The organism is Flavobacterium sp. (genome assembly GCF_035195345.1).
Taxonomy (GTDB): Bacteria; Bacteroidota; Bacteroidia; order Flavobacteriales; family Flavobacteriaceae; genus Flavobacterium.
In genome coordinates, this window is record NZ_CP136574.1 from 834,894 (window position 1) to 856,741 (window position 21,848).

The 21,848-nt window shown below is 30.9% G+C and carries 27 protein-coding genes and 1 other RNA gene; 20 read left to right on the forward strand and 8 right to left on the reverse strand.

Features of this window, described 5'->3' with window-relative positions; translation table 11 throughout:
- Positions 1-2 precede the first annotated feature (2 nt).
- Positions 3-1,220 (reverse strand): tyrosine-type recombinase/integrase, encoded by a 1,218-nt coding sequence (locus RSE15_RS03975; RefSeq protein WP_324069670.1) that lies wholly within the window; start codon positions 1,218-1,220, stop codon positions 3-5.
- A gap of 359 nt (positions 1,221-1,579) precedes the next feature.
- Entirely contained in the window at positions 1,580-1,921 is a 342-nt protein-coding gene (locus RSE15_RS03980; protein WP_324069671.1) for a hypothetical protein, read from the reverse strand.
- Between the two features lie 77 nt (positions 1,922-1,998).
- On the opposite strand from RSE15_RS03980, the gene RSE15_RS03985 reads away from it, so the two are divergent.
- The 11 genes from RSE15_RS03985 to RSE15_RS04035 all read left to right on the forward strand — a co-directional run bounded on the left by RSE15_RS03985 (position 1,999) and on the right by RSE15_RS04035 (position 8,057).
- Complete coding sequence (locus tag RSE15_RS03985) at positions 1,999-2,193, forward strand: hypothetical protein (RefSeq protein ID WP_324069672.1); 195 nt, start codon at positions 1,999-2,001, stop codon at positions 2,191-2,193.
- Between the two features lie 114 nt (positions 2,194-2,307).
- Entirely contained in the window at positions 2,308-2,718 is a 411-nt protein-coding gene (locus RSE15_RS03990; RefSeq protein ID WP_324069673.1) for a hypothetical protein, read from the forward strand.
- Positions 2,719-2,883: 165 nt separating this feature from the next.
- Positions 2,884-3,237 (forward strand): hypothetical protein, encoded by a 354-nt coding sequence (locus tag RSE15_RS03995; protein WP_324069674.1) that lies wholly within the window; start codon positions 2,884-2,886, stop codon positions 3,235-3,237.
- 159 nt (positions 3,238-3,396) lie between these two features.
- Positions 3,397-3,756 (forward strand): hypothetical protein, encoded by a 360-nt coding sequence (locus tag RSE15_RS04000; protein WP_324069675.1) that lies wholly within the window; start codon positions 3,397-3,399, stop codon positions 3,754-3,756.
- Positions 3,757-3,924: 168 nt separating this feature from the next.
- A complete protein-coding gene (locus RSE15_RS04005) occupies positions 3,925-4,089 on the forward strand; it encodes a hypothetical protein (RefSeq protein ID WP_324069676.1) in 165 nt (54 codons plus the stop codon).
- Between the two features lie 61 nt (positions 4,090-4,150).
- Positions 4,151-4,561 carry a DUF4265 domain-containing protein gene (locus RSE15_RS04010; RefSeq protein WP_324069677.1) on the forward strand — a complete coding sequence of 137 codons (411 nt, stop codon included), beginning with the start codon at positions 4,151-4,153 and terminating at the stop codon, positions 4,559-4,561.
- A gap of 169 nt (positions 4,562-4,730) precedes the next feature.
- The gene (locus tag RSE15_RS04015; protein ID WP_324069678.1) at positions 4,731-5,180 is read left to right on the forward strand and encodes a hypothetical protein; all 450 of its coding nucleotides are present in this window, start codon (positions 4,731-4,733) and stop codon (positions 5,178-5,180) included.
- Positions 5,181-5,400: 220 nt separating this feature from the next.
- Positions 5,401-5,649 (forward strand): type II toxin-antitoxin system ParD family antitoxin, encoded by a 249-nt coding sequence (locus RSE15_RS04020; protein ID WP_324069679.1) that lies wholly within the window; start codon positions 5,401-5,403, stop codon positions 5,647-5,649.
- Positions 5,646-5,945, forward strand: a complete 300-nt coding sequence (locus tag RSE15_RS04025; protein WP_133606404.1) for a type II toxin-antitoxin system RelE/ParE family toxin — start codon at positions 5,646-5,648, stop codon at positions 5,943-5,945. The genes RSE15_RS04020 and RSE15_RS04025 overlap by 4 nt, the downstream gene beginning before the upstream one ends.
- A gap of 489 nt (positions 5,946-6,434) precedes the next feature.
- A complete protein-coding gene (locus RSE15_RS04030) occupies positions 6,435-6,947 on the forward strand; it encodes a hypothetical protein (RefSeq protein WP_324069681.1) in 513 nt (170 codons plus the stop codon).
- A gap of 486 nt (positions 6,948-7,433) precedes the next feature.
- The gene (locus RSE15_RS04035) at positions 7,434-8,057 is read left to right on the forward strand and encodes a hypothetical protein (RefSeq protein ID WP_324069682.1); all 624 of its coding nucleotides are present in this window, start codon (positions 7,434-7,436) and stop codon (positions 8,055-8,057) included.
- 125 nt (positions 8,058-8,182) lie between these two features.
- On the opposite strand, the gene pdxH is transcribed toward RSE15_RS04035, so the two are convergent.
- Positions 8,183-8,827 carry a pyridoxamine 5'-phosphate oxidase gene (gene pdxH / locus RSE15_RS04040; protein WP_324069683.1) on the reverse strand — a complete coding sequence of 215 codons (645 nt, stop codon included), beginning with the start codon at positions 8,825-8,827 and terminating at the stop codon, positions 8,183-8,185.
- A 118-nt stretch (positions 8,828-8,945) separates the two neighbouring features.
- Here pdxH and RSE15_RS04045 point away from each other — a divergent pair, with 118 nt between their 5' ends.
- The 3 genes from RSE15_RS04045 to RSE15_RS04055 are packed head-to-tail and all read left to right on the forward strand — an operon-like array spanning position 8,946 to position 10,422.
- Entirely contained in the window at positions 8,946-9,488 is a 543-nt protein-coding gene (locus RSE15_RS04045; protein ID WP_324069684.1) for an RNA polymerase sigma factor, read from the forward strand.
- A 30-nt stretch (positions 9,489-9,518) separates the two neighbouring features.
- The gene (locus tag RSE15_RS04050; protein WP_324069685.1) at positions 9,519-9,953 is read left to right on the forward strand and encodes a hypothetical protein; all 435 of its coding nucleotides are present in this window, start codon (positions 9,519-9,521) and stop codon (positions 9,951-9,953) included.
- A gap of 19 nt (positions 9,954-9,972) precedes the next feature.
- Complete coding sequence (locus RSE15_RS04055; RefSeq protein WP_324069686.1) at positions 9,973-10,422, forward strand: sensor of ECF-type sigma factor; 450 nt, start codon at positions 9,973-9,975, stop codon at positions 10,420-10,422.
- Between the two features lie 82 nt (positions 10,423-10,504).
- On the opposite strand, the gene RSE15_RS04060 is transcribed toward RSE15_RS04055, so the two are convergent.
- Positions 10,505-11,536 carry a WD40/YVTN/BNR-like repeat-containing protein gene (locus tag RSE15_RS04060; RefSeq protein WP_324069687.1) on the reverse strand — a complete coding sequence of 344 codons (1,032 nt, stop codon included), beginning with the start codon at positions 11,534-11,536 and terminating at the stop codon, positions 10,505-10,507.
- Positions 11,537-11,697: 161 nt separating this feature from the next.
- Here RSE15_RS04060 and RSE15_RS04065 point away from each other — a divergent pair, with 161 nt between their 5' ends.
- From RSE15_RS04065 to RSE15_RS04075, 3 genes are all read left to right on the forward strand, one after another.
- Complete coding sequence (locus tag RSE15_RS04065) at positions 11,698-12,831, forward strand: hypothetical protein (RefSeq protein WP_324069688.1); 1,134 nt, start codon at positions 11,698-11,700, stop codon at positions 12,829-12,831.
- 86 nt (positions 12,832-12,917) lie between these two features.
- Positions 12,918-14,135 (forward strand): RsmB/NOP family class I SAM-dependent RNA methyltransferase, encoded by a 1,218-nt coding sequence (locus RSE15_RS04070; protein WP_324069689.1) that lies wholly within the window; start codon positions 12,918-12,920, stop codon positions 14,133-14,135.
- A gap of 3 nt (positions 14,136-14,138) precedes the next feature.
- The gene (locus RSE15_RS04075; RefSeq protein ID WP_324069690.1) at positions 14,139-15,260 is read left to right on the forward strand and encodes an endonuclease; all 1,122 of its coding nucleotides are present in this window, start codon (positions 14,139-14,141) and stop codon (positions 15,258-15,260) included.
- Between the two features lie 121 nt (positions 15,261-15,381).
- Here the strand turns inward: RSE15_RS04075 and ffs are convergent.
- An RNA gene (gene ffs / locus RSE15_RS04080) (signal recognition particle sRNA small type) lies at positions 15,382-15,480 on the reverse strand.
- A gap of 88 nt (positions 15,481-15,568) precedes the next feature.
- Between ffs and RSE15_RS04085 the strand changes: the two genes are divergently transcribed.
- A complete protein-coding gene (locus RSE15_RS04085) occupies positions 15,569-16,612 on the forward strand; it encodes a glutaminyl-peptide cyclotransferase (RefSeq protein ID WP_324069691.1) in 1,044 nt (347 codons plus the stop codon).
- A gap of 51 nt (positions 16,613-16,663) precedes the next feature.
- On the opposite strand, the gene RSE15_RS04090 is transcribed toward RSE15_RS04085, so the two are convergent.
- The 3 genes from RSE15_RS04090 to RSE15_RS04100 all read right to left on the reverse strand — a co-directional run bounded on the left by RSE15_RS04090 (position 16,664) and on the right by RSE15_RS04100 (position 18,592).
- Entirely contained in the window at positions 16,664-17,134 is a 471-nt protein-coding gene (locus RSE15_RS04090; protein ID WP_324069692.1) for a hypothetical protein, read from the reverse strand.
- A gap of 83 nt (positions 17,135-17,217) precedes the next feature.
- Positions 17,218-17,607, reverse strand: coding sequence for a hypothetical protein (locus RSE15_RS04095; RefSeq protein WP_324069693.1), 390 nt, complete (start codon positions 17,605-17,607; stop codon positions 17,218-17,220).
- A 34-nt stretch (positions 17,608-17,641) separates the two neighbouring features.
- Complete coding sequence (locus tag RSE15_RS04100) at positions 17,642-18,592, reverse strand: NAD(P)H-dependent flavin oxidoreductase (protein ID WP_324069694.1); 951 nt, start codon at positions 18,590-18,592, stop codon at positions 17,642-17,644.
- A 186-nt stretch (positions 18,593-18,778) separates the two neighbouring features.
- Between RSE15_RS04100 and RSE15_RS04105 the strand changes: the two genes are divergently transcribed.
- Together RSE15_RS04105 and RSE15_RS04110 are read left to right on the forward strand one after the other, a co-directional pair.
- A complete protein-coding gene (locus RSE15_RS04105; protein ID WP_324069695.1) occupies positions 18,779-21,322 on the forward strand; it encodes a zinc-dependent metalloprotease in 2,544 nt (847 codons plus the stop codon).
- Between the two features lie 245 nt (positions 21,323-21,567).
- Positions 21,568-21,708 carry an SsrA-binding protein gene (locus tag RSE15_RS04110; RefSeq protein WP_324069696.1) on the forward strand — a complete coding sequence of 47 codons (141 nt, stop codon included), beginning with the start codon at positions 21,568-21,570 and terminating at the stop codon, positions 21,706-21,708.
- Positions 21,709-21,848 lie beyond the last annotated feature (140 nt).

The following is a 21,848-nucleotide window of genomic DNA, read 5'->3' on the forward strand; positions in this document are numbered from 1 at the left end:
ATTTAGAAAATGTAACTGTCAACTGCTTTGTCTAATTCTTCGCTAATGATTTTAGCATATATCTGCGTTGTACTGATGTCTGTGTGGTCCATTAATTTAGAAACGTGCTCAATTCTCATTCCATTATTTAACGCATTTGTTGCAAAACTGTGTCGCGATAAATGGAACGAAAGTGGAAACGGTAGTTTCAACATTTTACCCATTCGGTTGAGTTGGAAATTTGCAGAATGATTTTCTCTTTGTGAAATGAAATAACGTATTTCTTCACTCTTGTTGTATGATTTTTTATCTGTAATAATTGGGAAAATATAATCATCTGGTTGTGCATCTTCTTTGATGTATTTATTCAAAATATCAATCGCCACTTTACCAATTTTAAACTGGTGTAATCTTCCTGTTTTACGGATTACTTTTTTTATTCTTTGCTCTTCGCTATTGTAATTGGTGTATTGCAGCTCGATAACATCGCTAAATCTTAATCCTCCGGCATAAATTGAGAATAGGAATAAATCTCTCCATAAATCCGCTTTCTTTCCTTCTTTGAGGTCTAAATTGGTTAGTTTTTCGATTTGGTCTTTGTTTAGGAATACTCTTTTCTCGGTATCTTTTTTTAATGTCAGTTTGTTGAATGGATACATATATTCTGGAATGATGTCTTCTTTAATAGCTTCCTTGAACATTATCGCCAAGATCATTATTGAATAGCGTTGTGTCGTTGCTCCGTTTTTTAGAATATTTCCCATATGAGCCATATAGTCCTTTAAAACTGACACCGTAATATCATCAAAATAAACATCCTTGCTGCCTACATAATTTTCAAATTTCTTTGTGTAAAGCATATAATTTTTATAAGTTCCAAACGAAACGCTACCTTTTATTTTTTCACATCGAGCATAAGCATATTGAAAAAAGTTTGGCACTTCTTTTCCCTTGATGGCTTCTTTTAGTTTTTTGATGGAAACGGTTTTTATCTTTCTTTCCATATCCGCAACCTGACCTTCAGCATCTGCAATTTTTTGAGATAATGCAGCATTCATCCTCGCGCTGTTGGGATGGTTCTTTTTTACTTTCTGCTTTACTTCATCCCACTCGTTCTCTTTGAGCTTCACTCCAGCAGTGATAAATTTCGTTTTTCTATCTTTTATAATTCGAATGTACAAAGGGCTGTGTCCGGTTTGGTCTGCCTGGTGTGTTCTTAAAATTAGTTTAATTGATGCCATAGTGTTAGGAAATTAGAAATGTTGTACTATATTTGTAAAGCAATGCAAACGAGTGAAAGTATTGTAAATACTGGGTTTTCAATTGGGTGCATCGTGATACGAAGGTACAACATTGGGTACAACAAAACAAGTATTTCATTGCTTTTTTATGCTTAAAATTGCATTGTCAAATTTAATAAAGTCAATGAATACAACACTTTAAGTGCAATTAAGAACTGGCAATTATAAAATGAGGATAACAGGGGTTTGGCAAGATTGCGAATTTTGTTGTAAATTCACGTTTACATTTCGCAAGAAATTTTATCTTTAATAGAAAATAATCGGTTCCGAAGTTCGCAACCTCGCCAAGCGCCGGAACGTTATGCCTCATTTTTGAAATAGTATAGGCAGAAACCATCGTTTTTTGTATGCTGTAAAGAAATTATATCTTCTCTTTGTATACCTAACCAATCTATTTTTTCATTAATAGAATTAAAATCAAAAGAAGTTACAAGTGAAATAAAACGAGGCATAACACCAGTTTGTTGCAATTGCAAGGCTTGGTTTAGTTCAGTAATGGCTTGTTCTAAATGACGTGCTTTTTTTCTGTTATCTAAAGCAATAATACTTGTTATTTCAACAGAGCCATTAGATACAAATCTTTCATATCTACTATTAAGTTTGTCAAGGTTATCTTGTAAAATTTTAATTGAATAGTCCATAATTTTTGTAATTTTTAGTTATTAATTTTGCAACTGCAACAAGCTGAATGACGTTGGCAGTAATATTACACGTAAAAATGAAAACAACATTAATAATTGGAATAATTGCTTTTATTGCTTTATCAATTTGGTTTGCTAAACGAAATGGAATTACAGCAGAATACAAACCTAAATCAAAGTTAATTTTGACTGAAAACGACAATCCAATTGATTTTGGTTACAAAATAGTTTGGATTGCAGTAAAAACCAATAATAAACAAAGAATAGCTTAAATTCTTAACTTCAAAAATCCTAAACTTTCAAACTGGAAAAGTGGAATAGAAAATGCCTATGAAAATTCAGTTTATATAACACCACAAATAGGAGAATGGACTTTGGCGGTTGGAATGAAATTAGTTTCTGGTGATACAAAAGAAAGTATTGAAGAACTTGAAATATTAATAAATAAATTAAGTTCGGAATTTGGAGAAGCTCAATTTTTCGGAACTCATCGTGTTGTAGAATATCATAATTGGATGAAATCGATAAATGGAAAAACAGAACGAATTTATGCATATATTGGAGAAAGAGGAGAAAACATTAAAGTTTTTGGGAATCCGAGCGAAATCGAAAAAGATTTAAATTTATTTAATTCGTTTTCTAAAGAAGCAGAAGATGAAAATTATTGGGATAGAGAAGATTTAATTTTTGCAGATGAAGAGTTGGTAATGAAAATTGCAGAAAATTGGAGTGTAAATCCAACAAAATTAACAGAAAGAAAAGACATAAAAAATGAATTGGGCTTATTGTATGAATAAAAATACTACTGCCAACAAGGTATTTGCAAAAAAGCGGGTTAAGTGCTTAACCAAAGTTCAGTAATTATTTATTAACTTTGGTGCTTAATCGAAGTTTCGGCATATTTAACCGCTTCTTCGCAAATACCCGACCGTTACATGCAAGCTTACCTGACCAGAACTTAAATGAAAAACGATAACGAAAATAAATGGCCCGCATTTGAAATTAATTCGTGGAAATCAATTCCGGTGATTAATGGCAAGATCGCTACCGAAAATGAGGCAAAAAATGGTATTGCTGTTTTCTGTATTAAAAATGTTGCTCAACATTATCCATATGAAATTGATTTACCAAAACTAGCTTTTCTGACAAATGAAGATAATGACATAAAAGAATTAGTCGTCATAATTCAAGCGGAATCAACTGAGAAAGGAATTGTGATTGGTTATAGAAATCCGAATGGAGGAAATGGCGCAGCTTTTCTGAATGAATTTGAATTCTTAAGTGATAAGGAGATTGAAAAGTTGTATTATAAATAAAAAGCCTGCATGTAACAGCCGCTAGCCGCTATGGCTGGTAAGTGCTAGTTTGGCGTTTGGTTTACACGAAAAACGTTTATCTTAGTAAGGAAAAATTGTTTCGCTTTGACCGCCACAGTCGGCTAGCGGCGGAACGTTGTAAACAATTTTGAAAAAACTTTGAGTAAAAAAACTAAAATAGCGATATTACTTTTTTCAATTCTAATTATTACAGGATTTTCTTTGCGTGGAAAAATATCTGGAGAAAAATTTGACTCAGAAAAATGGAAAAATTGGGAAAATACCGAAGAAGAATGGTCTCTACGTTGGGACATGATGAATAGTTTGCGTAAAAACTACGAATTGAAAGGCATGACTAAAAACGAAATTCATAAATTATTAGGCAAACCCGATTCTGAAACTAAAAACGAACTCTCTTATTATTTAGGCTATTCGCATAACGGAATAAATACTGGTAGATTGACTTTATACTTTAACGAAAATAATACAGTTATTGACTTTGATGTTTGGGATGGTTAATTAAAACTGTTTACAACAGCGGTTTGCTTCAATGGCTACTTCCGGATTTTCCTACGGAAAATCCGCTGCTGAATGGAATGTTTTGTTATATTTGTAATGGCTTGGTGTTGGTGCAACGCCACTGAAAGCAAGCCTCATAACGTTATAGCCAATTGTAAAACGACCAATATGTCAAGAAGTATTCATACGACACACAAAGACCTTAAAGGACTAACCAAAAGAGAACTTGATGAACAGTTTAATGACCCAAATTCAGACTTGGCATCATTAGCAAAAAAATCATCTCTCAAGAAAAAAGTTTTGAAAGGGAGAAAACAGAAAAAATCTGAGTAAATATAATGACGCAAAAGACGACAATTACATTAAAATATTATTCCGCTTTCACTGTGACGTCTTGGACGAAGAATCGGTCGAGATAATGTGGGCGACATTTGTTGACAAAGAAAAAGAACTTTACAAGCTCGATAGCATTCCATTTTACTCACCACTTGTAGCTTCAGACGACATTGTGTTTGCGAAATTTGACGACCATGAACAAATGTTTACTTATCGCAAGACAGTAGAATATTCAGGCAACTCTACAGTTCAAATTGTGTTAATGGACAAGTCAAAAGACATAAATCAAATCCGAGACACATTCAAAGAACTTGGTTGTGTTTCGGAAAAAGTTAATGAAGGATATTTTTCAATGGAAATCCCTTCAACTGTTGACTATAAAAGCATAAAGAAAAAGTTAGACGAGTTAGAAACGCAAGAGACTATTGGTTACGCAGAACCTTGTTTATCGGACGGACACATACAATGAGAAAAACAACTGGCTATAACAGCACATTTGCAATAGGCGGGGTTTCGTGCTCCGCAGACAGTTTTGTGGTTACAGGAAGTTCAGTTCTCCGAATGAACATTTGTGCTGAAAAGCCCGCCCATCGCAAATCTGCAAACCGTTAGCAGTAATTTAAAAAAAAAACGAAAAGATGAAAAAAATCGTTATTTTATTTTTAGTTTTTACTTGTAATTCATTTTCACAATTTAAAGTCAATTATAAAGAAATTCAATCAAAATATTCTCCTTTAGATTCAGAAGAATCATTTATAGAAACAAAAAGTGTTAATGATTTAGAACAAGTGCTTTTCCATTTCTCAAAAAAAGACAGCACGCTATTATCTGTAAATTTTAAACATTTAGAAAGTTATAGCGAAAATGAATTTTTAAATATTGTAAATGAATATATAATCGATTATAAACCATCCAAAATAAAAGAATGGGAAAATTGGACTTTATATTATGATGAAAAAAATAAAATAATAGTTGTAAAAGTATTTGAAAATCATTTAAAATCTAAAATAAAAGATATTACAATGATTAATGACAAGAGAACTGTTGAATCAATGTTAAAATTATTTGAAGTAAAATTTTCACACTAAAAACTACTGGTAACAGCGGTTTGCTTCAATGGCTACTTCCGGATTTTCCTACGGAAAATCCGCTGCTGAATGGAATGTTTTGTTATATTTGTAATGGCTTGGTGTTGGTGCAACGCCACTGAGAGCAAGCCGCAGAACGTTAGCGGTAACCATAAAAAATCTCCGTAAAATTTGATATTATACCAAAACTTGGTATATTTGCTTTTTAAATTTATTTGTCATGGCAAAAAACACATCAATACTATTAGGAGATTATTTTGATGATTTTATTAATCAGCAATTAAGAAGTGGTCGGTTTTCTTCAGCAAGCGAAGTTGTAAGAACTGCATTAAGAATGTTTGAGCAAGAAGAATCAAAAAAAGCTGAACTTATCAAAGAACTTAAAAAAGGAGAAAAATCTGGATTTGTAAAAGATTTTAACAGAGATACTTTTTTAAAGGATTTACATAACAAACATTTGTGTAAATGATTTACAAAATAAGTAAAGAAGCATCAAATGATCTTGAAAAAATTTGGCTTTATACAATTGAAACTTGGTCTGCAGAACAAGCTGACAGGTATTTGAATTTGATTTTTGATGAAATAGAATATCTATGTCAAAAACCAAATTCTGGTTCTGATTTTAGCCATGTCAGAAAAGATTATTTACGTTCTCAGGTCAAATCCCATTTTATTTTCTACAAAATCAACGAAAAACAAAGTGAGTTAGAGATTATCCGAATTCTACATCAACAAATGGATATAGAAAATCGGCTAAACGAATAAAATGGTAACTGCTAACCGCGGTTTGCTTCAATGGCTACTTCCGGATTTTCCTACGGAAAATCCGCTGCTGAATGGAATGTTTTGTTATATTTGTAATGGCTTGGTGTTGGTTCAACGCCACTGAAAGCAAGCCGCGGAACGTTAACCACAAGCTTATCGGAGACTCAAGAATCTTAATTAAATGAAAGCTAAAACTCTTATAGTACTGATTATTATTCTTGCCCTATTGACTGCATTATTTAGTTGGTTGATTTATACTCGAATTAGAATGGATTACAATTCAGAAGGAAACTATTTTGATAAAAAAACTTTAGTTGTCTATAACGAACAAGCTTTAATAGTTTATGGATTAATTTCATTTGTATTGCTTACATTGATATTGATGACGACTTTGAAATTGAAATCAATCATATCGAAAAATAAGATTTAATAATTTGAAAGAACTTCCTAAAACAAGTATTAGATAATATTTAAATAAAAAATAAATGTATGAGAATTGTAATATTATCACTAATTGTAATTACTCTTTTTTCTTGTAAAAAAGAAAACGAGAAACAACAGAAAACAGAAGTTGAGAAAAAAGTTAATAATACAATTGAACTATCTAAAAAACATAAAATCAATAAAATTACTTGTGATTTAGACGGAGATAAACTGAATGAAACTGGCGAAATTGTTAGAAGTACAAAAAGTGGAAAAAGTGGATTACGAATAGTATTCGGAAATGGAAAAAGAACAGATTATTTTGGAATGGGAAATGATATTTTAAAGCAAGGATTCAATGAAATTGATTGGGTAGGAATATTTGAAAAAGCACCGAAAAATAAAACTTATTGGAATAATGTAAATGAAGAAGGAGATATCTTATCAGAAAAGGAAATAAAAGAATCTGATAAAATCAAACTTTTAAACGATGGAATATTTATACATGCTGAAGAAAGTTGTGGCGGTGGAATAATTTATCTAAAAAATGACAAATACGAATGGATTCAACAAGAATAATATGCTAGCCACTAACAGTGATTTCAAGAAATGTAGTGTCAAGGGATTTATTTGAAATGGTAAAGGCGATATTAAAAATAAAGTAAAAAAATTTAAAAGGAATTTATGGAATTTCGTTCGATGTTTCTGATAAAGATTGGGATAAATTAAGCAATCAAAGTAAAGATGCAATTTATTTCCCGTATAAATATTTTGATGAATTAGAAAGCCTTTTATCAAACCCAAATATAAATTCTGCTTCTTTGGATTTCACAATCTATTCTAGTTCGGATGAAAATATAGTTAATCAAAATAACGAATTACCAGTGGCTTTTTTGGGAAACCACCTAAAACAATTAAAAATCAATAACCTAAGTTGGAAAAATGATAGTTTTAAAAACCGAACAATTACAAATAAAAAAAAAGATAAACAAATATAAATTAAGCTATATCATAATTATTGTTCTACTTTTTTCATGCCAGCATAAGGAATCTAATAATTCCACCGTGATAGAAAACGGTATTCACAAAACCTCAAAAAAAGTAGAAACATTAAAAGATAAATTTGAATTCGTTGAATACACCGATGAGGGTGATAATAACTTACTCTATTCAAAAAAAGAAGGCGAAGATTTTGTCTTTATAACTGGTGATATTGACTACAGCATTTTATATAGAGGAGATATTTGCGAAATCCAATGGAAAAAAGATACCGTTTATTTGGCGGGAGATGATGAATCAGCACAGATTATAAATCAACTTATTTCTATCAAAAAAATACAAGATGGCACTCTTTCAAAATTTATAAAAACCTATAATAAAGAAATGAAATATCATTGGAGCGGAGAAGATGGCTATTCTGATGACTATCTAAACAAACTTTATTTAGTTGCGCAATACTATATTGCAAATTCCAAAAATGAGTCGATTAAAAGTCGCGTAAAGAAAAAGGAGGAAATCGAATACTCTATTGAAGAGCAAACGATGAACAATAGAGCTTACGAAGTTTTAGGTATTGGCTATAGTTTTGAAAGTCATTTCACTCTAATGCAATGGATTTATTATGATATTGAAAACCACAAAATTTATGAATACGATTTACCAAATGATAAACTTAATGAATTTAAATAAAAAATTATCCACTAACCGCAGTTTGCTTTAATGACTACACCTAATGAATAGAATGATTATTATTTAGTGATTCTTCAACACTTCTAAAAGCTGCATAAAGTAACCTTTTAACCTTTAAGCAAACATCAAGGCGACAAACGCTCTATAGTCCAATCAAAATCGTTAGTTAATTGATAGCGAATTCGGTCGTGTAAACGATTTGGTCTTCCTTGCCAAAACTCTACAGCTACTGGGCGAACTAAAAAACCTCCCCAATGCGCAGGTCGCAAAATTTCTTTTCCCTCCCACTCTTGTTCTAATTCCTTTAAATTATTTTCTAAAAATTCTCGATTTGGAATTACTTCACTCTGAGGCGACACAATTGCCCCTAATTTACTTCCATCGGGACGTGAAGCAAAATAATTATCGGAAATACTATCAGCTGTTTTCTCGGCAATTCCTTTGATAATAATCTGACGTTCAACTCCAGGCCAAAAAAAAGATAAACAAACATTTGGATTGTTGAGTATTGCTTTTCCCTTTTCAGAATTATAATTGGTATAAAAAATAAAACCTTCTTCGTTAAATTTTTTCAATAAAACTACTCTAGATTTTGGAAAACCATCTAAACCAATAGTAGCGACAGTCATTGCATTGACTTCATCGGCGGCATTTAAATCTTCTGCTTCGTAAAACCATCTATGAAATAAATTAATTGGATCTTCGGGAATTTGATTTTCCAATAATTCACTTTTATCGTAGGATTTCCTGTAATTACTTAAATCTTTCATAGAATAATGTAGGTTTAAAAAGCAAAGTTACAAACTACATCTCGTTTTTTTAAGAAAACAAAAATTAAAATTAAACCTTTTTGAATATCTTTAGTCTTAAGTAAATAAGAACTCTATTTTGCAAGACGAAAAAGCATTTATTTTAGAATTATTAGAACCAAAAACGCAGAATGAAGCGTTTCGAAAACTCTTGCAATTATATCAAAAACCATTGTATAATCAAATCAGAAACATGGTTTTAAATCATGATGATGCCGACGATGTGCTTCAAAACACATTCATAAAGATATTTTCAAATCTTAAAAATTTTAAAGGCGACAGCAAATTATTCTCATGGATGTATCGAATTGCAACGAATGAAGCTATTACCTTTATGCAACAAAGAGCAAAAAAACAAGGTATTTCTAACGAGGAAGTACAACAAAAAGCAATAAATAAATTAGAAAGTGATGTTTTTTTTGATGGCAATGAAATACAATTAAAGCTCCAAAAAGCAATTGCTATTTTGCCCGAAAAACAACAATTAGTTTTTAAAATGAGATATTTTGAAGAATTAAAATACGAAGAAATGTCTGAGATTTTAACCACATCTGTTGGAGCATTAAAAGCTAGTTACCATATTGCGGTAAAAAAAATAGAAGAATATTTACATACCAATTAAACCTTTAACCATTATTTTTGTCTAATAAACATGAAGAATTTTGATATAGAAAATAACGAAAAAATTTCAACTGGATTTAAAACTCCAGAGCATTATTTTGAGCAATTTGAAGCTAAAATGATGCAAGAAATTTCAGCCAAAAATCCATCCAAAAATGAGGTTAAAGTCGTTTCGTTATTTTACAGAAAACAAGTGTGGATTAGTAGTATTGCTGCCCTATTTTTATTAGCTATTGCCATTCCAGTATATTTTAATATGGCCAAAGAAAGTAATTTAGATGCTGCAACTATTGAAAACTATTTAGCAGAACAACAAAGTGTTGGAACAACCGAACTAACAAAACATTTAACCGATGAAGATATTTCTGAATTGGAAAATGCACTAACCAATGATAATGTTACTGATGAAACCATTGAAAATTATTTATCAGAATCAGCCAATTTAGATTACTTAATAAACGAATAACGAATTAAAAAATAATTTTATGAAAACAAAAATCATATATCCAATCGTATTCTTGTTAATTTCTACATTATCCTTTTCGCAAGGATTTAGAGAAAAAAAAGAAAAAGTGAAAGCATTAAAAATAGCTTACATAACTGAACAATTGAATTTAACAACGGAAGAAGCACAAAAATTTTGGCCAATATATAATGCATTTGATGAAAAACAATCCGAATTGCGTCATGAAAAAATGAGAGCCATTCTAGATCGATTTGAGCCTGGAAGTGTTGAGAAATTATCAGAAAAAGACGCTTCTAGCCTATTGATTCAAATGGAAACAATCGAAGAAAACTTATTTAACCTTCGTAAAAAATTCATCAGAGATTTACAAGGCGTAATTAGTGCAAAAAAAATCATCAAACTAAAAAAAGCTGAAGATGATTTTAATAGAACATTGTTAAAACAAATAAAAGATCGAAGAAGAGGTTAATTCAAATAGTCTAACTTACTAAGCTGAACTCGTTTCAGCTTTTTTTATTTAAGAACAAAAATAAGTTTCTCTTGATAAAAGTTTACTTCATTTCAAATCGAGCTACTTTATTTTTCCCCGAAACAAAAAAAACGGTTTCCGATGCAAATCTAAACGTGTAAAAATCTTTCTCCTCAGAAAATTTAAGCCACGATTTTCCAAAATCTGAAGTATAATAAAGTCCGGTTCCTCCCACAGCTATTATCTTTTTACCTTTACTATTTGGCACAAACTGAACACAGGATGCATAACCAAAAGCTTGTTTATCAGCAATTAAATTCCATGTTTTACCGCCATTTGTTGTAATAGCTTTGTTCGCCCAATTTTGCTCTTGTTTCGTGTAATTTCCACCTGCAATCATTCCTGTTTTCTCATCGTAAAAGTCGGCAGTAAAAATTCCTGTCATTTCCTCTCCTTGCACAATTGGAGTTTCGTAAGCCTTCCATGTAGTACCAAAATCGTTAGAAACAAAAACTCTCGATTGTTTACCACCAGAAACCATAAAAATAGATTTTCCTTTTACTATTAAATTGGTATTACTTGTTGCAAAAGCAGCCTCGCCATTTGCAGCTACTGGAAAATTAGAACAACTGACTTTTTGCCAAGTTGTACCGCCGTCATTAGTTTTAATAAATGACAAACAATTTTCAATTGGATCACCCATTGCAAAACCGTTTAAATCATCAGCAAATTGCATGCTATCATAAAAAACTTTTTCGTGTTCTTCTTTGTAAACAATCGTTTCGTCCAACGTATTTTTATCAATTCGAATTAAAACTGCAGGATTTCCAACGGCTAAGATAAAAATAGCTTGCTTTGTACTTGCAATACTTCTAAATTCAGTTGTATTTGAAACATTTGCAATCGATTTTATTACTAAGGTATCTTTTTTTCTATCATAAATGCCAATTCTGCCTTTATCCATTCCCATCCAAACTTTTTCAGCCTCCACAAGAATGGCTCTACAACTCAATTTTTCGGTAGAAATAATTTTGGATTCAAATGTTGGACTAACAATTTCTTTTTTTGAAGCACAACCAATACAAATTAAAAGGATAAATAAATAGTTTTTCATGAGATAGAAATATAATTCCAAATATAAGAGAATATATTTTATGCATAGAATAAAAATTTTAAACAATTGAAAATCAGTAAAATAAATATATTTATTTTTTTTTGGCACAGAAATTGGATAATAGAATATATGAAATTAGTGTTTAACCAAAAACAACTGTTATGAAAACGAAATTACTTACTTTAAGCATACTTACATCCTTAACAATGAATGTACTTGTAGCACAAGAAAAAACTACTGTAAAAGCTTCAAATTCTGATATTAGCGATAATTTAGATTTAAGAGCAGTTGCTACTATTTTTGGTGATGCTTCCAATTTAGAAGATTTTGAAAGAAGATTAAACGACCCTAAAACTCAAATTTCCAATTTAGACTTAAATAACGATAATTATGTAGATTATTTAAGAGTAATTGAATCGGTTGAAGACAATGTCCATTTAGTGGTAGTGCAAGCGGTTTTAGATAAAGATGTTTTTCAAGATGTTGCAACCATTGAAGTGGCGCGAGATAGAGATAATCAAGTACAAGTGCAAGTGGTTGGAGATGTTTATATGTACGGAACAAATTATATTTATGAACCAGTATATGTGCACACACCCATTATATATAACACTTTTTGGATAGGAAATTATCGTCCGTATTATTCATCATGGTATTGGAATTATTATCCTAGTTATTACAGTTATTGGAATCCATACCCAATTTTTAGATACAGAAACCATATTCATGTACACATCAACTATGGTCATTCGTATCATTATGCAAGTTACAGAAGATGTGGAAATGTATATAATAATTATTATGGCAGAAGAGGTAATGGGTACGAAAGAATGCATCCTAATCGTTCATTTACAAACAGAAACACTGGATATAGCAACCGACAAGAATTAGACAATAACAGAACTATTCGTTCGCCTAGAGGCAATAACGAAATGAATGGTTACAACAACAGAATCTCTAGCAATACTCCACGTGTAACACGAGCAACAAATACAACAACACCAAGAACTAGAACTGAAGGCAATAGTCCTAGATACAACAATGAAACTAGAAATACTGAAACACCTAGGGTTTCATCTGAAACAAGAAATAGAACTGAAGGCACAAGAGTATATTCAGAGAATAGAAACAATTCTTCTGGAACTAGAAATTCTGTATCCACCAATGGAAATCAGGGAAATTCACAAGCAAGAAGTAGTTCTTCAAGAGGAAGTTCTTCACAAGGTAGAAGTAGCACCCCTAGTAGCAATTCAAACACAAGGAATTCGTGTTCAAGATCTAGCGGAAGAGGATAAATATTAAAGCTGTCAAATTTGACAGCTTTTTTTATTTTTATTCCTATCTTTGCGTCCCGAATTCTCGGGCTGATTTAAAATATACAATGAGATTACACAGAAATTTAGTATTCACTACAATTGATTCGCTTATGGCGATTTTTAATGAAGGTGAATATGCCGATAAAGTTGTCGCAAGAGCTTTAAAAAAAGACAAACGTTGGGGAAGTCATGATCGAAAATTCGTTGCTGAAACAATTTATGAAATTGTTAGATGGAAACGTTTATATACTGAAATTGCTGAAGTTAAAGAACCTTTCGACAGAGATAAAATCTGGAGAATATTTGCGGTATGGGCTGTATTAAGAGGTTATAACCTTCCCGATTGGAAGTATTTTGAAGATACTCCTGTCAGAAGAATCAAAGGAAAATTTGATGAATTAACCAAAACTAGAAAATTTAAAGAGTCTATTCCAGATTGGATGGATGAATTAGGGGTTAAAGAGCTAGGCGAAGAAGTTTGGACCAAAGAATTGGCAGCGCAAAACGAGCAAGCCAAGGTTATTCTGAGAGTAAACCGCCTAAAAACTACAAAAGAAAAATTAAGAGCTATCTTGATGGATTTGAATATTGAAACCGAGTTTCACAAAGAATATCCAGATGCTTTAATTTTAACAGAAAGAGCAAATGTATTTTTAACTGACGCTTTTAAAGACGGATTGTTTGAGGTTCAAGATGCTTCTTCACAATTAGTTGCTTATTTCTTAGATGTAAAACCAGGAATGCGAGTAGTTGATACTTGCGCTGGCGCTGGAGGAAAGACATTGCACTTGGCTTCGTTAATGGAAAATAAAGGCCAATTAATTGCAATGGATTTATACGAAAGTAAATTGAAACAATTAAAAATTCGCGCTAAAAGAAATGGATCTTTCAACATTGAACCAAGAGTAATTGAAAGCACTAAAACAATCAAAAAGTTACACGAAAAAGCAGACAGAGTCTTAATTGATGCTCCTTGTAGTGGATTAGGTGTTTTAAAAAGAAATCCAGATAGCAAATGGAAATTACAACCTGAATTCATTGAGAATATCAAGAAAATTCAAGCGGAAGTTTTGGAGAATTATTCTAAGATTGTAAAACCAGGCGGAAAGTTAGTATATGCAACTTGTTCTGTATTACCTTCAGAAAACCAAGAACAAATTAAGCGTTTCTTAAGCACTGAAATTGGAAAAGAGTTTAATTTTGTCAAAGATCAAAAAGTCTTAGCCAGCGAAAGTGGCTTTGACGGATTTTACATGGCATTATTAGAAAGAAAAAATAAATAAAATATGAAAAAAAATATTATCCTTTTAACATTTTTATTGTGTTCTTTAATTGGAATGGCACAAATTCCAGCTAACTATTACGCTACTGCAACTGGAACAGGATTAACTTTAAAAACGCAATTGAGAAAAATTATTGATAATGTAAATGATGGGTTATCATCTGAGCATATAGCTTTTGATCAAGGTTATGCTGGATTATATATTACTTACACCACCTCTGATATTGATTCATACTATGAAAATGATGGAACTATGTTAGATATGTATACTGAAAATCCAACAGGCCCAGAGTGTGCTTTTACTTATGGTACCAATCAAGACAATGGAACTGGTGGATCTGTAGAATGCGATAAATATAATCGTGAACATATAATTCCACAATCAGCTTTCAGTTCTGCTACTCCAATGTATTCAGACGCACATTTTGTTGTGCCTTCAGATAAATATGTAAATGCACAAAGAGGGGATTTACCTTTTGGAGTTGTAGCTACTGCATCAAATACTTATTCTAATGGGTCAAAAAAAGGTAATAATTTAAATTCTGGCTATTCATCTGGATATAGTTCAACGGTTTTTGAACCAATAAATGAGTTTAAAGGAGATATCGCTAGAATGTTATTATACTTTGGTACAAGATATGAAACTCAAGTTACAGGGTTTACATTTAGCATGTTTAATGGAACATCTGATCAAGTATACACAAATACGTTCTTAAATATTTTATTAAAATGGCATTTAAATGACCCCGTTAGTCAACGAGAAATTGATAGAAATAATGCTGTTTACGCAAGACAAAATAATAGAAACCCATATATTGACCATCCAGAATATTTGTGCCAAATTTTTCCAACACAATGCTCAACATTAACTTCTGAAAACTTTGTATTAGAAAATTCTATTTCAATTTATCCAAATCCGGTAATTAATAATGAAGTTACTATTTCCAGTGAAAAAGAGTTAGAATCAATTATTTTTTACAACATCAACGGACAAATCATTAAAGAAATAAAAAATCCTGTAAGGGTAGATAATTCTTATAAAGTAAACAATTTGTCAAGTGGATTTTATTTAGTTCAATTGGCTTCTGAAAAAGCTTTAGCTACAAAGAAAATAATTGTAAATTAATAATATAAACCTAATTAAAAACGCCCAGAAATAATTCTGGGCGTTTTTAATTAATATTGCAATTAGAAATAATTTTATAATAAATCCCGAACAAACGGGACAACAATTCAAAAGAAATAAAAAATGGCAAGCGACCTACATCGCACCGCTACAACCACATACCTTTGCTGTGTTCCCACCCTGGAGGAGTCTGCAGGAGCTGGTCGTGTAGGACTTGCCAGTGCAAATATACAACCTTTTTATATTTTTGCAAGGCAATTGTGAGTATAAAAAATCATTGTATATTTACCTTATTAAATATTTCAACCATGTTAAAAGTTAAGCTATTCGCTTTCATTGTATTAGGTGTGATTTCTACATCTTGTAAAGAAGATGAAAATACATTAAAAAATTTATTTTCGATTGAAAATTCAACAATAAAACCAATTCTTAAGCTTGAAGAAAGCATTGATTTAGTTCTTCAAAACAAAGAAAACAAAACAATAGATTCTGTTGTTTACTACATTAACGAAATTAAAATTGGTTCTGTAAAAGGAAATGAAAAATTGCCTTTTGCATTGAGCAATCAAAAATTAGGCAACCAAACGATTAAGGCTTTAGTGTATTTTAAAGGACAAAACATTGATATTACTTCGGGATTTTCTATTTATGCTAGCCAAGCACCAAAAGTTTTAAATTATAAAATAATCAATACATATCCTCACGATATTAAAGCTTACACCCAAGGTTTTGAATTCTATAATGGCGTTTTATTAGAAGGAACGGGACAATACAAAGAATCAACTTTAAGAAAAACCGATTTTAAAACTGGGAAAGTAACCGAACAAATTAAGTTAGAAGATATGTATTTTGGAGAAGGCATTACCATTTTAAAAGACAAAATCTATCAATTGACTTGGAAAGAAAAAACAGGTTTTGTGTATGATGCAAAAACTTTCAAATTAGAAAAAACATTTCCTTACGAAATGGACGGATGGGGAATTACAAATGATGGTGAAAAACTATACATGAGTGACGGTTCTGAGAAAATCTATATTTTAAATCCAGAAACTTTAAAAGTTGAAGATTATATTAATGTTTACACCAATGGCACTAAAATTGAACAAGTAAATGAACTAGAATGGGTTAATGGGAAAATTTGGGCTAATATTTACCAAAAAGACGCTATTGCTATTATAAATCCTAAGAATGGTTCAATTGAAGCGATTATCAATTTAAGCGAATTAAAAAACAAGGTAACTAAGCATGTAGAAATCGATGTTTTAAACGGAATTGCTTACAATTCTGCAACAAAAACGTATTTTGTAACAGGTAAAAATTGGGATAAAGTTTTTGAGATAACTGTTGAGTAATTTTAAAAAAAAACATAAAAAAAAGCCTCATTTCTGAGGCTTTTTTGCTTATTAGATTTTACTTGTAATAACATCTAACCATTTTTTTGCTATTCTAAATTCTTCTCCAATAACGAAATTTTTAGCATCAGCATGAAAGAAAACTAAATGGATCTCTTTGTGATTGCTCAACGTTAAATACAAAGCTAATTTATTAATTTCGTAATTGCTTTTTGGAACGTTTCCGTGTTTATCAAATTGAACTAACGAGCATTTTTTAACTTCTTTTAGATTAATAACTTCGTTAATCTGAGCATCTTCTCCTTTTCTGAAGAAAGCTAACATGTCCCCTTTAATGCCTATCCCAGAATTATTCGTCCAAAAATCACAATCTGAAAATTTTGTGCTTTTGTCAGATGATAATTCATTCAATGTGTTTAATAATTGATTTTTTCTTTTTCTAACATTATTATTAATGATGAAAATAGGAATAAAGATTAATGAAAAAAATACGATTCCGATTATAGTGTTGGTAATATCCATTTTGAATTTATTTTAAATTAAGTGTATAAAAAAACTTCTCAAATATTGAATTTATTTGAGATTAACTAGATTTAAAATAAATTTTACCAAAAATAATGAAACGGAAAAATAATTCTTGAAGTACCAAAAAATAGATTGAGAAGATGCTTTTTTACAAAAAAAACTTCAAAACTATTTTTATTTAATAATTCTAACTGAATAGGAGAAGTCAATAATAAAAACGCAGGAATTTGTTTTCTTACAATTTCATTAGAACCTGAATAATTTTGACTGGTTTTTAATGAAATTGACTCTTTCTGAATGCCTTCCTGATTAAAATCGATTTTTCCTTGGCTAAAATGGGAATTACATTCTTTTGTAGAAGCTGTTTTTATTAGTTGAGGAACAACTAAAGAATCATTTCCATGCAACAACAAATAACCGAATATAAAAACGGTTACTATAGCTCTAATACATTGAATGACTTTTTTCAAAGGAATTATTTTAAACAAATATAAGCATAAAGAACTACTTCACCAATTTAGTCACAATATCCTTAACAGGTAAAATAGCTTTTGTATCCTCAATACTTGGTCCCGCTACCCAAACCGTTTTATAGGTTACTTGGGTGGCTGCTTTTTCTGTAGCTTTCATTCCGATATAAAAACGAATCATTTTGACCCATTTTTTAAGACTTTTGTTTTTATTCAATAAAGTTTCTAACCAAGTTTGTTTAGTTCCTACTTTTTGAACATAGGGTGTATTGATAACGGTACAAGGCGTTCCAGAAATACGTTCCGTCATTACTATATCTTTTGCTCCGTAATCCACACATGCTTGTTTGTATTCTTGAGAAACACCAGCTTCATTTGAGGCAATAAACGGACTTCCTACAGAAACACCAACAGCTCCATAGCTTAACATCTTATCTAAATCTGCCTTACTTCCTACTCCACCTGCTGAAATAACAGGTAATGATGTGTTTTCGTTTAAAGATTTAATTAGTTCTTCTGGATTAATATTTCCTCTATGACCACCTGCTTCGTTATTAACTGCCACAAGAGCATCAGCTCCTAATCCTTCTACTTTTTTAGCAAATGATAAGTCAGTCACATCGCAAAAAACTTTGATACCAACTTTTTGCGCTTCTTTAATAGTTTCTTCTGGAGAACCTAATGATGTTAGTATAAAATCTACCTTTTCTTCACATAAAACACGTAATTGCTCTTTGTACTTAACGTTAGATTTGTTAACTATTAAATTATAACCAAAACTACCTCCTGCAACTTTGGCTGCTTTTAATTCTCTAATAGAAGCTTGAAGCTCATCTAATGTTCTATAATTCAACGCCGGTATACAACCTGCAATTCCACTTTTCATTCCCTCAATAACCATTTTAGTATTGGATACTAAAAACATAGGAGCCATTATTACCGGATGTGTAATTTGTAAAAGCGAAGTCAACGATTGTTTTTCCATTTTAATTCAATTTATTTTCAAATATAGAAAAAATAAAAATACTATGCATGCATAACAAAGTTAATATTTTAAGTTATAAAACAAAAAACGTGAGAACATATGTTAAAAGTCTTAATAAAATCTTAATAAAATAACACAGCAATTAAAATTAAAATAAATTTGAATGAAAACTAACTTAAATTAAAAATGACAAAAAAACTAACCGTATTCATTTGTCTTGTATTATTTTCATTTACTACTGACCTAGTGGCACAGCGTAAGAAAAAAGACAATACAAAATCAAATGCAGTAGCAGCTGTTAATCCAGATGCAAAAAAACCAGATGCAAAAAAAGAACCTAAGCCTTATAAAAAGGTAATCGATTCAACTGCAGTTACTCAAAATGGTTTAATTGATGTTCACAAAGTAGGTGAAAAATACCTTTTTGAAATCTCAGATTCTTTAATTGGAAAAGAGATTATGACAATAACTAGATATTCTAAAACGCCTGCTGGAGGTGGAATTTTTGGAGGAGAAGAAGTAAATCGTCAAGTTGTTCGATTTGAAAAAGGTCAAAACAACACCATTTTGCTTCGTTCGATTACCTATGTAATTATGACTCCCGATGAGGACAAGCCAATTACAAAGTCGGTTAAAAATTCAAGTGCCGATCCAATTATAGGAATTTATGAAATTCTAGCCTATAAAAAAGATGCTTCTGGAAAGAATAATATCGCAAGTGTTATAGATATGACAACTGCCTTCGACTCTGATTTACAAACCTTTTCATTGAATTCAGTTAACAAACAATTACTAAGTATTCAAACTTTCCAAAAAGATAAATCATTCATTCAATTTGTGAAGAGTTTTCCAATCAACACAGAAATTAGAACAACTAAAACATTTACGACTGTTGCTCCACAAATTTCAAGAAATCCAACACCAAAAGTTGGAGTTGACTTACCTGCAGGATTAGATGCTGGTGTAGTAACGATGGAGCTTAATACTTCGTTTATTTTATTACCAGACAATCCAATGCGCAAACGTGCATTTGATAAAAGAGTTGGGTATTTTGCAAATGGATATGATGTATTTGAAGAAGATTCTCAAAAAGCAGAAACCGAAATTTTTGCTGTAAGATGGCGATTAGAACCTAAAAACGCAGAAGATGCTGAAAAACAAAAACGTGGAGAACTTATTGAACCTAAAAAACCTATCGTTTATTATTTAGATCCTGCAACTCCTGATAAATGGAAACCTTTTATCAAACAAGGTATTGACGATTGGCAAGAAGCTTTTGAATTTGCAGGATGGAAAAATGCTATTCGTGGCGAATATTGGCCAGAAAATGATCCAACCATGAGTTTAGAAGACGCACGTTTCTCTGTATTAAGATACTTTGCAGCTGAAATTCAAAATGCATACGGACCAAACGTTCACGATCCAAGAACAGGAGAAATCATGGAAAGTCATATTGGTTGGTATCATAATATCATGAGTTTATTACGTGATTGGTATTTGATTCAAACAGCAGCTGTTGATCCTCAAGCAAGAAACAAAAAATTTAATGATAAATTAATGGGCGAATTAATCCGATTTGTGGCAGCTCATGAAGTTGGTCATACGCTTGGTCTTCGTCACAATATGGGTGCAAGTTTTGCTACTCCGGTTGAAATGTTGAGAAATCCAGAGTTTCAAAAGAAAAATGGTCACACTTCATCTATTATGGATTATGCTCGTTTTAATTATGTTGCACAACCAGAAGATGGTGTAACCGATTTATTTCCAAGAATTGGTGATTATGACAAATGGGCTATTAAATGGGGTTATTCGTATTTCAAAGATGCTAAAGATGCAGATGCTGAAAAAGCACTTTTAAATGAGATGACTAAAGATGCCTATAAAAATCGTCGTTTATGGTTTGGTACCGAAACTAATCCGTACGACCCAAGATACCAAACAGAAGATTTAGGAGATAACGCCATGAAAGCATCCGATTATGGTATTAAAAACTTAAAACGAATTCTACCTAACTTAATTGAATGGAGTAAAGAAAACGGTGAAGATTATGATGAACTAAATGGTTTATATAATTCATTAACAGGTCAATTTAGACGTTACATGGGACATGTTACTAAAAATGTAGGAGGTATTTATGAAACACCAAAAACATATGACATGGAAGGAAGCCAATATGAAGTTGTTCCTTCAGCTATTCAAAACGAAGCAGTTGCATTTTTAAATAAACAATTATTTAAAACACCTATGTGGTTATTAGATCAAAATATTTTATCTAAAATTAAACCTGAAAATGGAGTTGAAGCAATTAAATCGATTCAAGATGGAACTTTATCCAGTTTATTATCTGGAGATCGTTTGGTTCGATTGTTAGAAACTTCTTCTCAAAACAAAGCGAATTATTCAGTAGATGAATTAATGAGTGATTTAAGAAGAGGTATTTTCTCTGAAATAAAAATGAACACTCCTATTGATATTTATAGAAGAAATTTACAAAAACTATTTGTTTCTAAACTTATTGAAACCATGTCTAGTGATAAAAGCAATGTAACCTTTTTTAGTGGCAGACGAATTGTTTTAGCAGATACTGATATTCCATCAATTGCTAGAGGTCAATTAAATGAACTAAAAAGTCAATTAAAAGTTGCTGCTTCAACTACACCTGATCGATTAACTAAATTTCACCTTAATGATTTAGTGGCGCGAATTGAAAATGCAATGAAACCAAAATAATTTATTATTCAAAAGTTATTCTGAAAATTTGATTTTCAGAATAACTTTTAATATCTAAATATATGATTTAGTATTTATATAAATTCAGTAGAAAGATAAAAAAATATTTTAGAAATCAAGTTTATTTAAATATTTAAAATGCTTTAAAAAATCATTATTTTATAGGTTAATATGATTAAAAATCATTTTAACTAATATTCAAAATCGGGATTTTTAATTTTACTATATTTGCCAAAAATTAAACGATGTATAAAATAATTGCCAAACTTAACAAAGCTCTTTTACCTAGTTTTACCAAACAACGTTTAGATCCTATCAAAGCTAAAAAATGGCAAAAAGCAATTATTGCTTATCGGTATTGGGTAACCATAAAATCATTAGATTAATCAATATACGTTTTATTCATATATTATTTTCCGCCTTGGGGTTTAGTATATACTTTTTTTCTGCTGTTTTATAAATGCCAGTCTCGTTTAAATCTTCTTTTTATTCTGCTGCCGATTTATTAACTATAACTTTAGCTTTA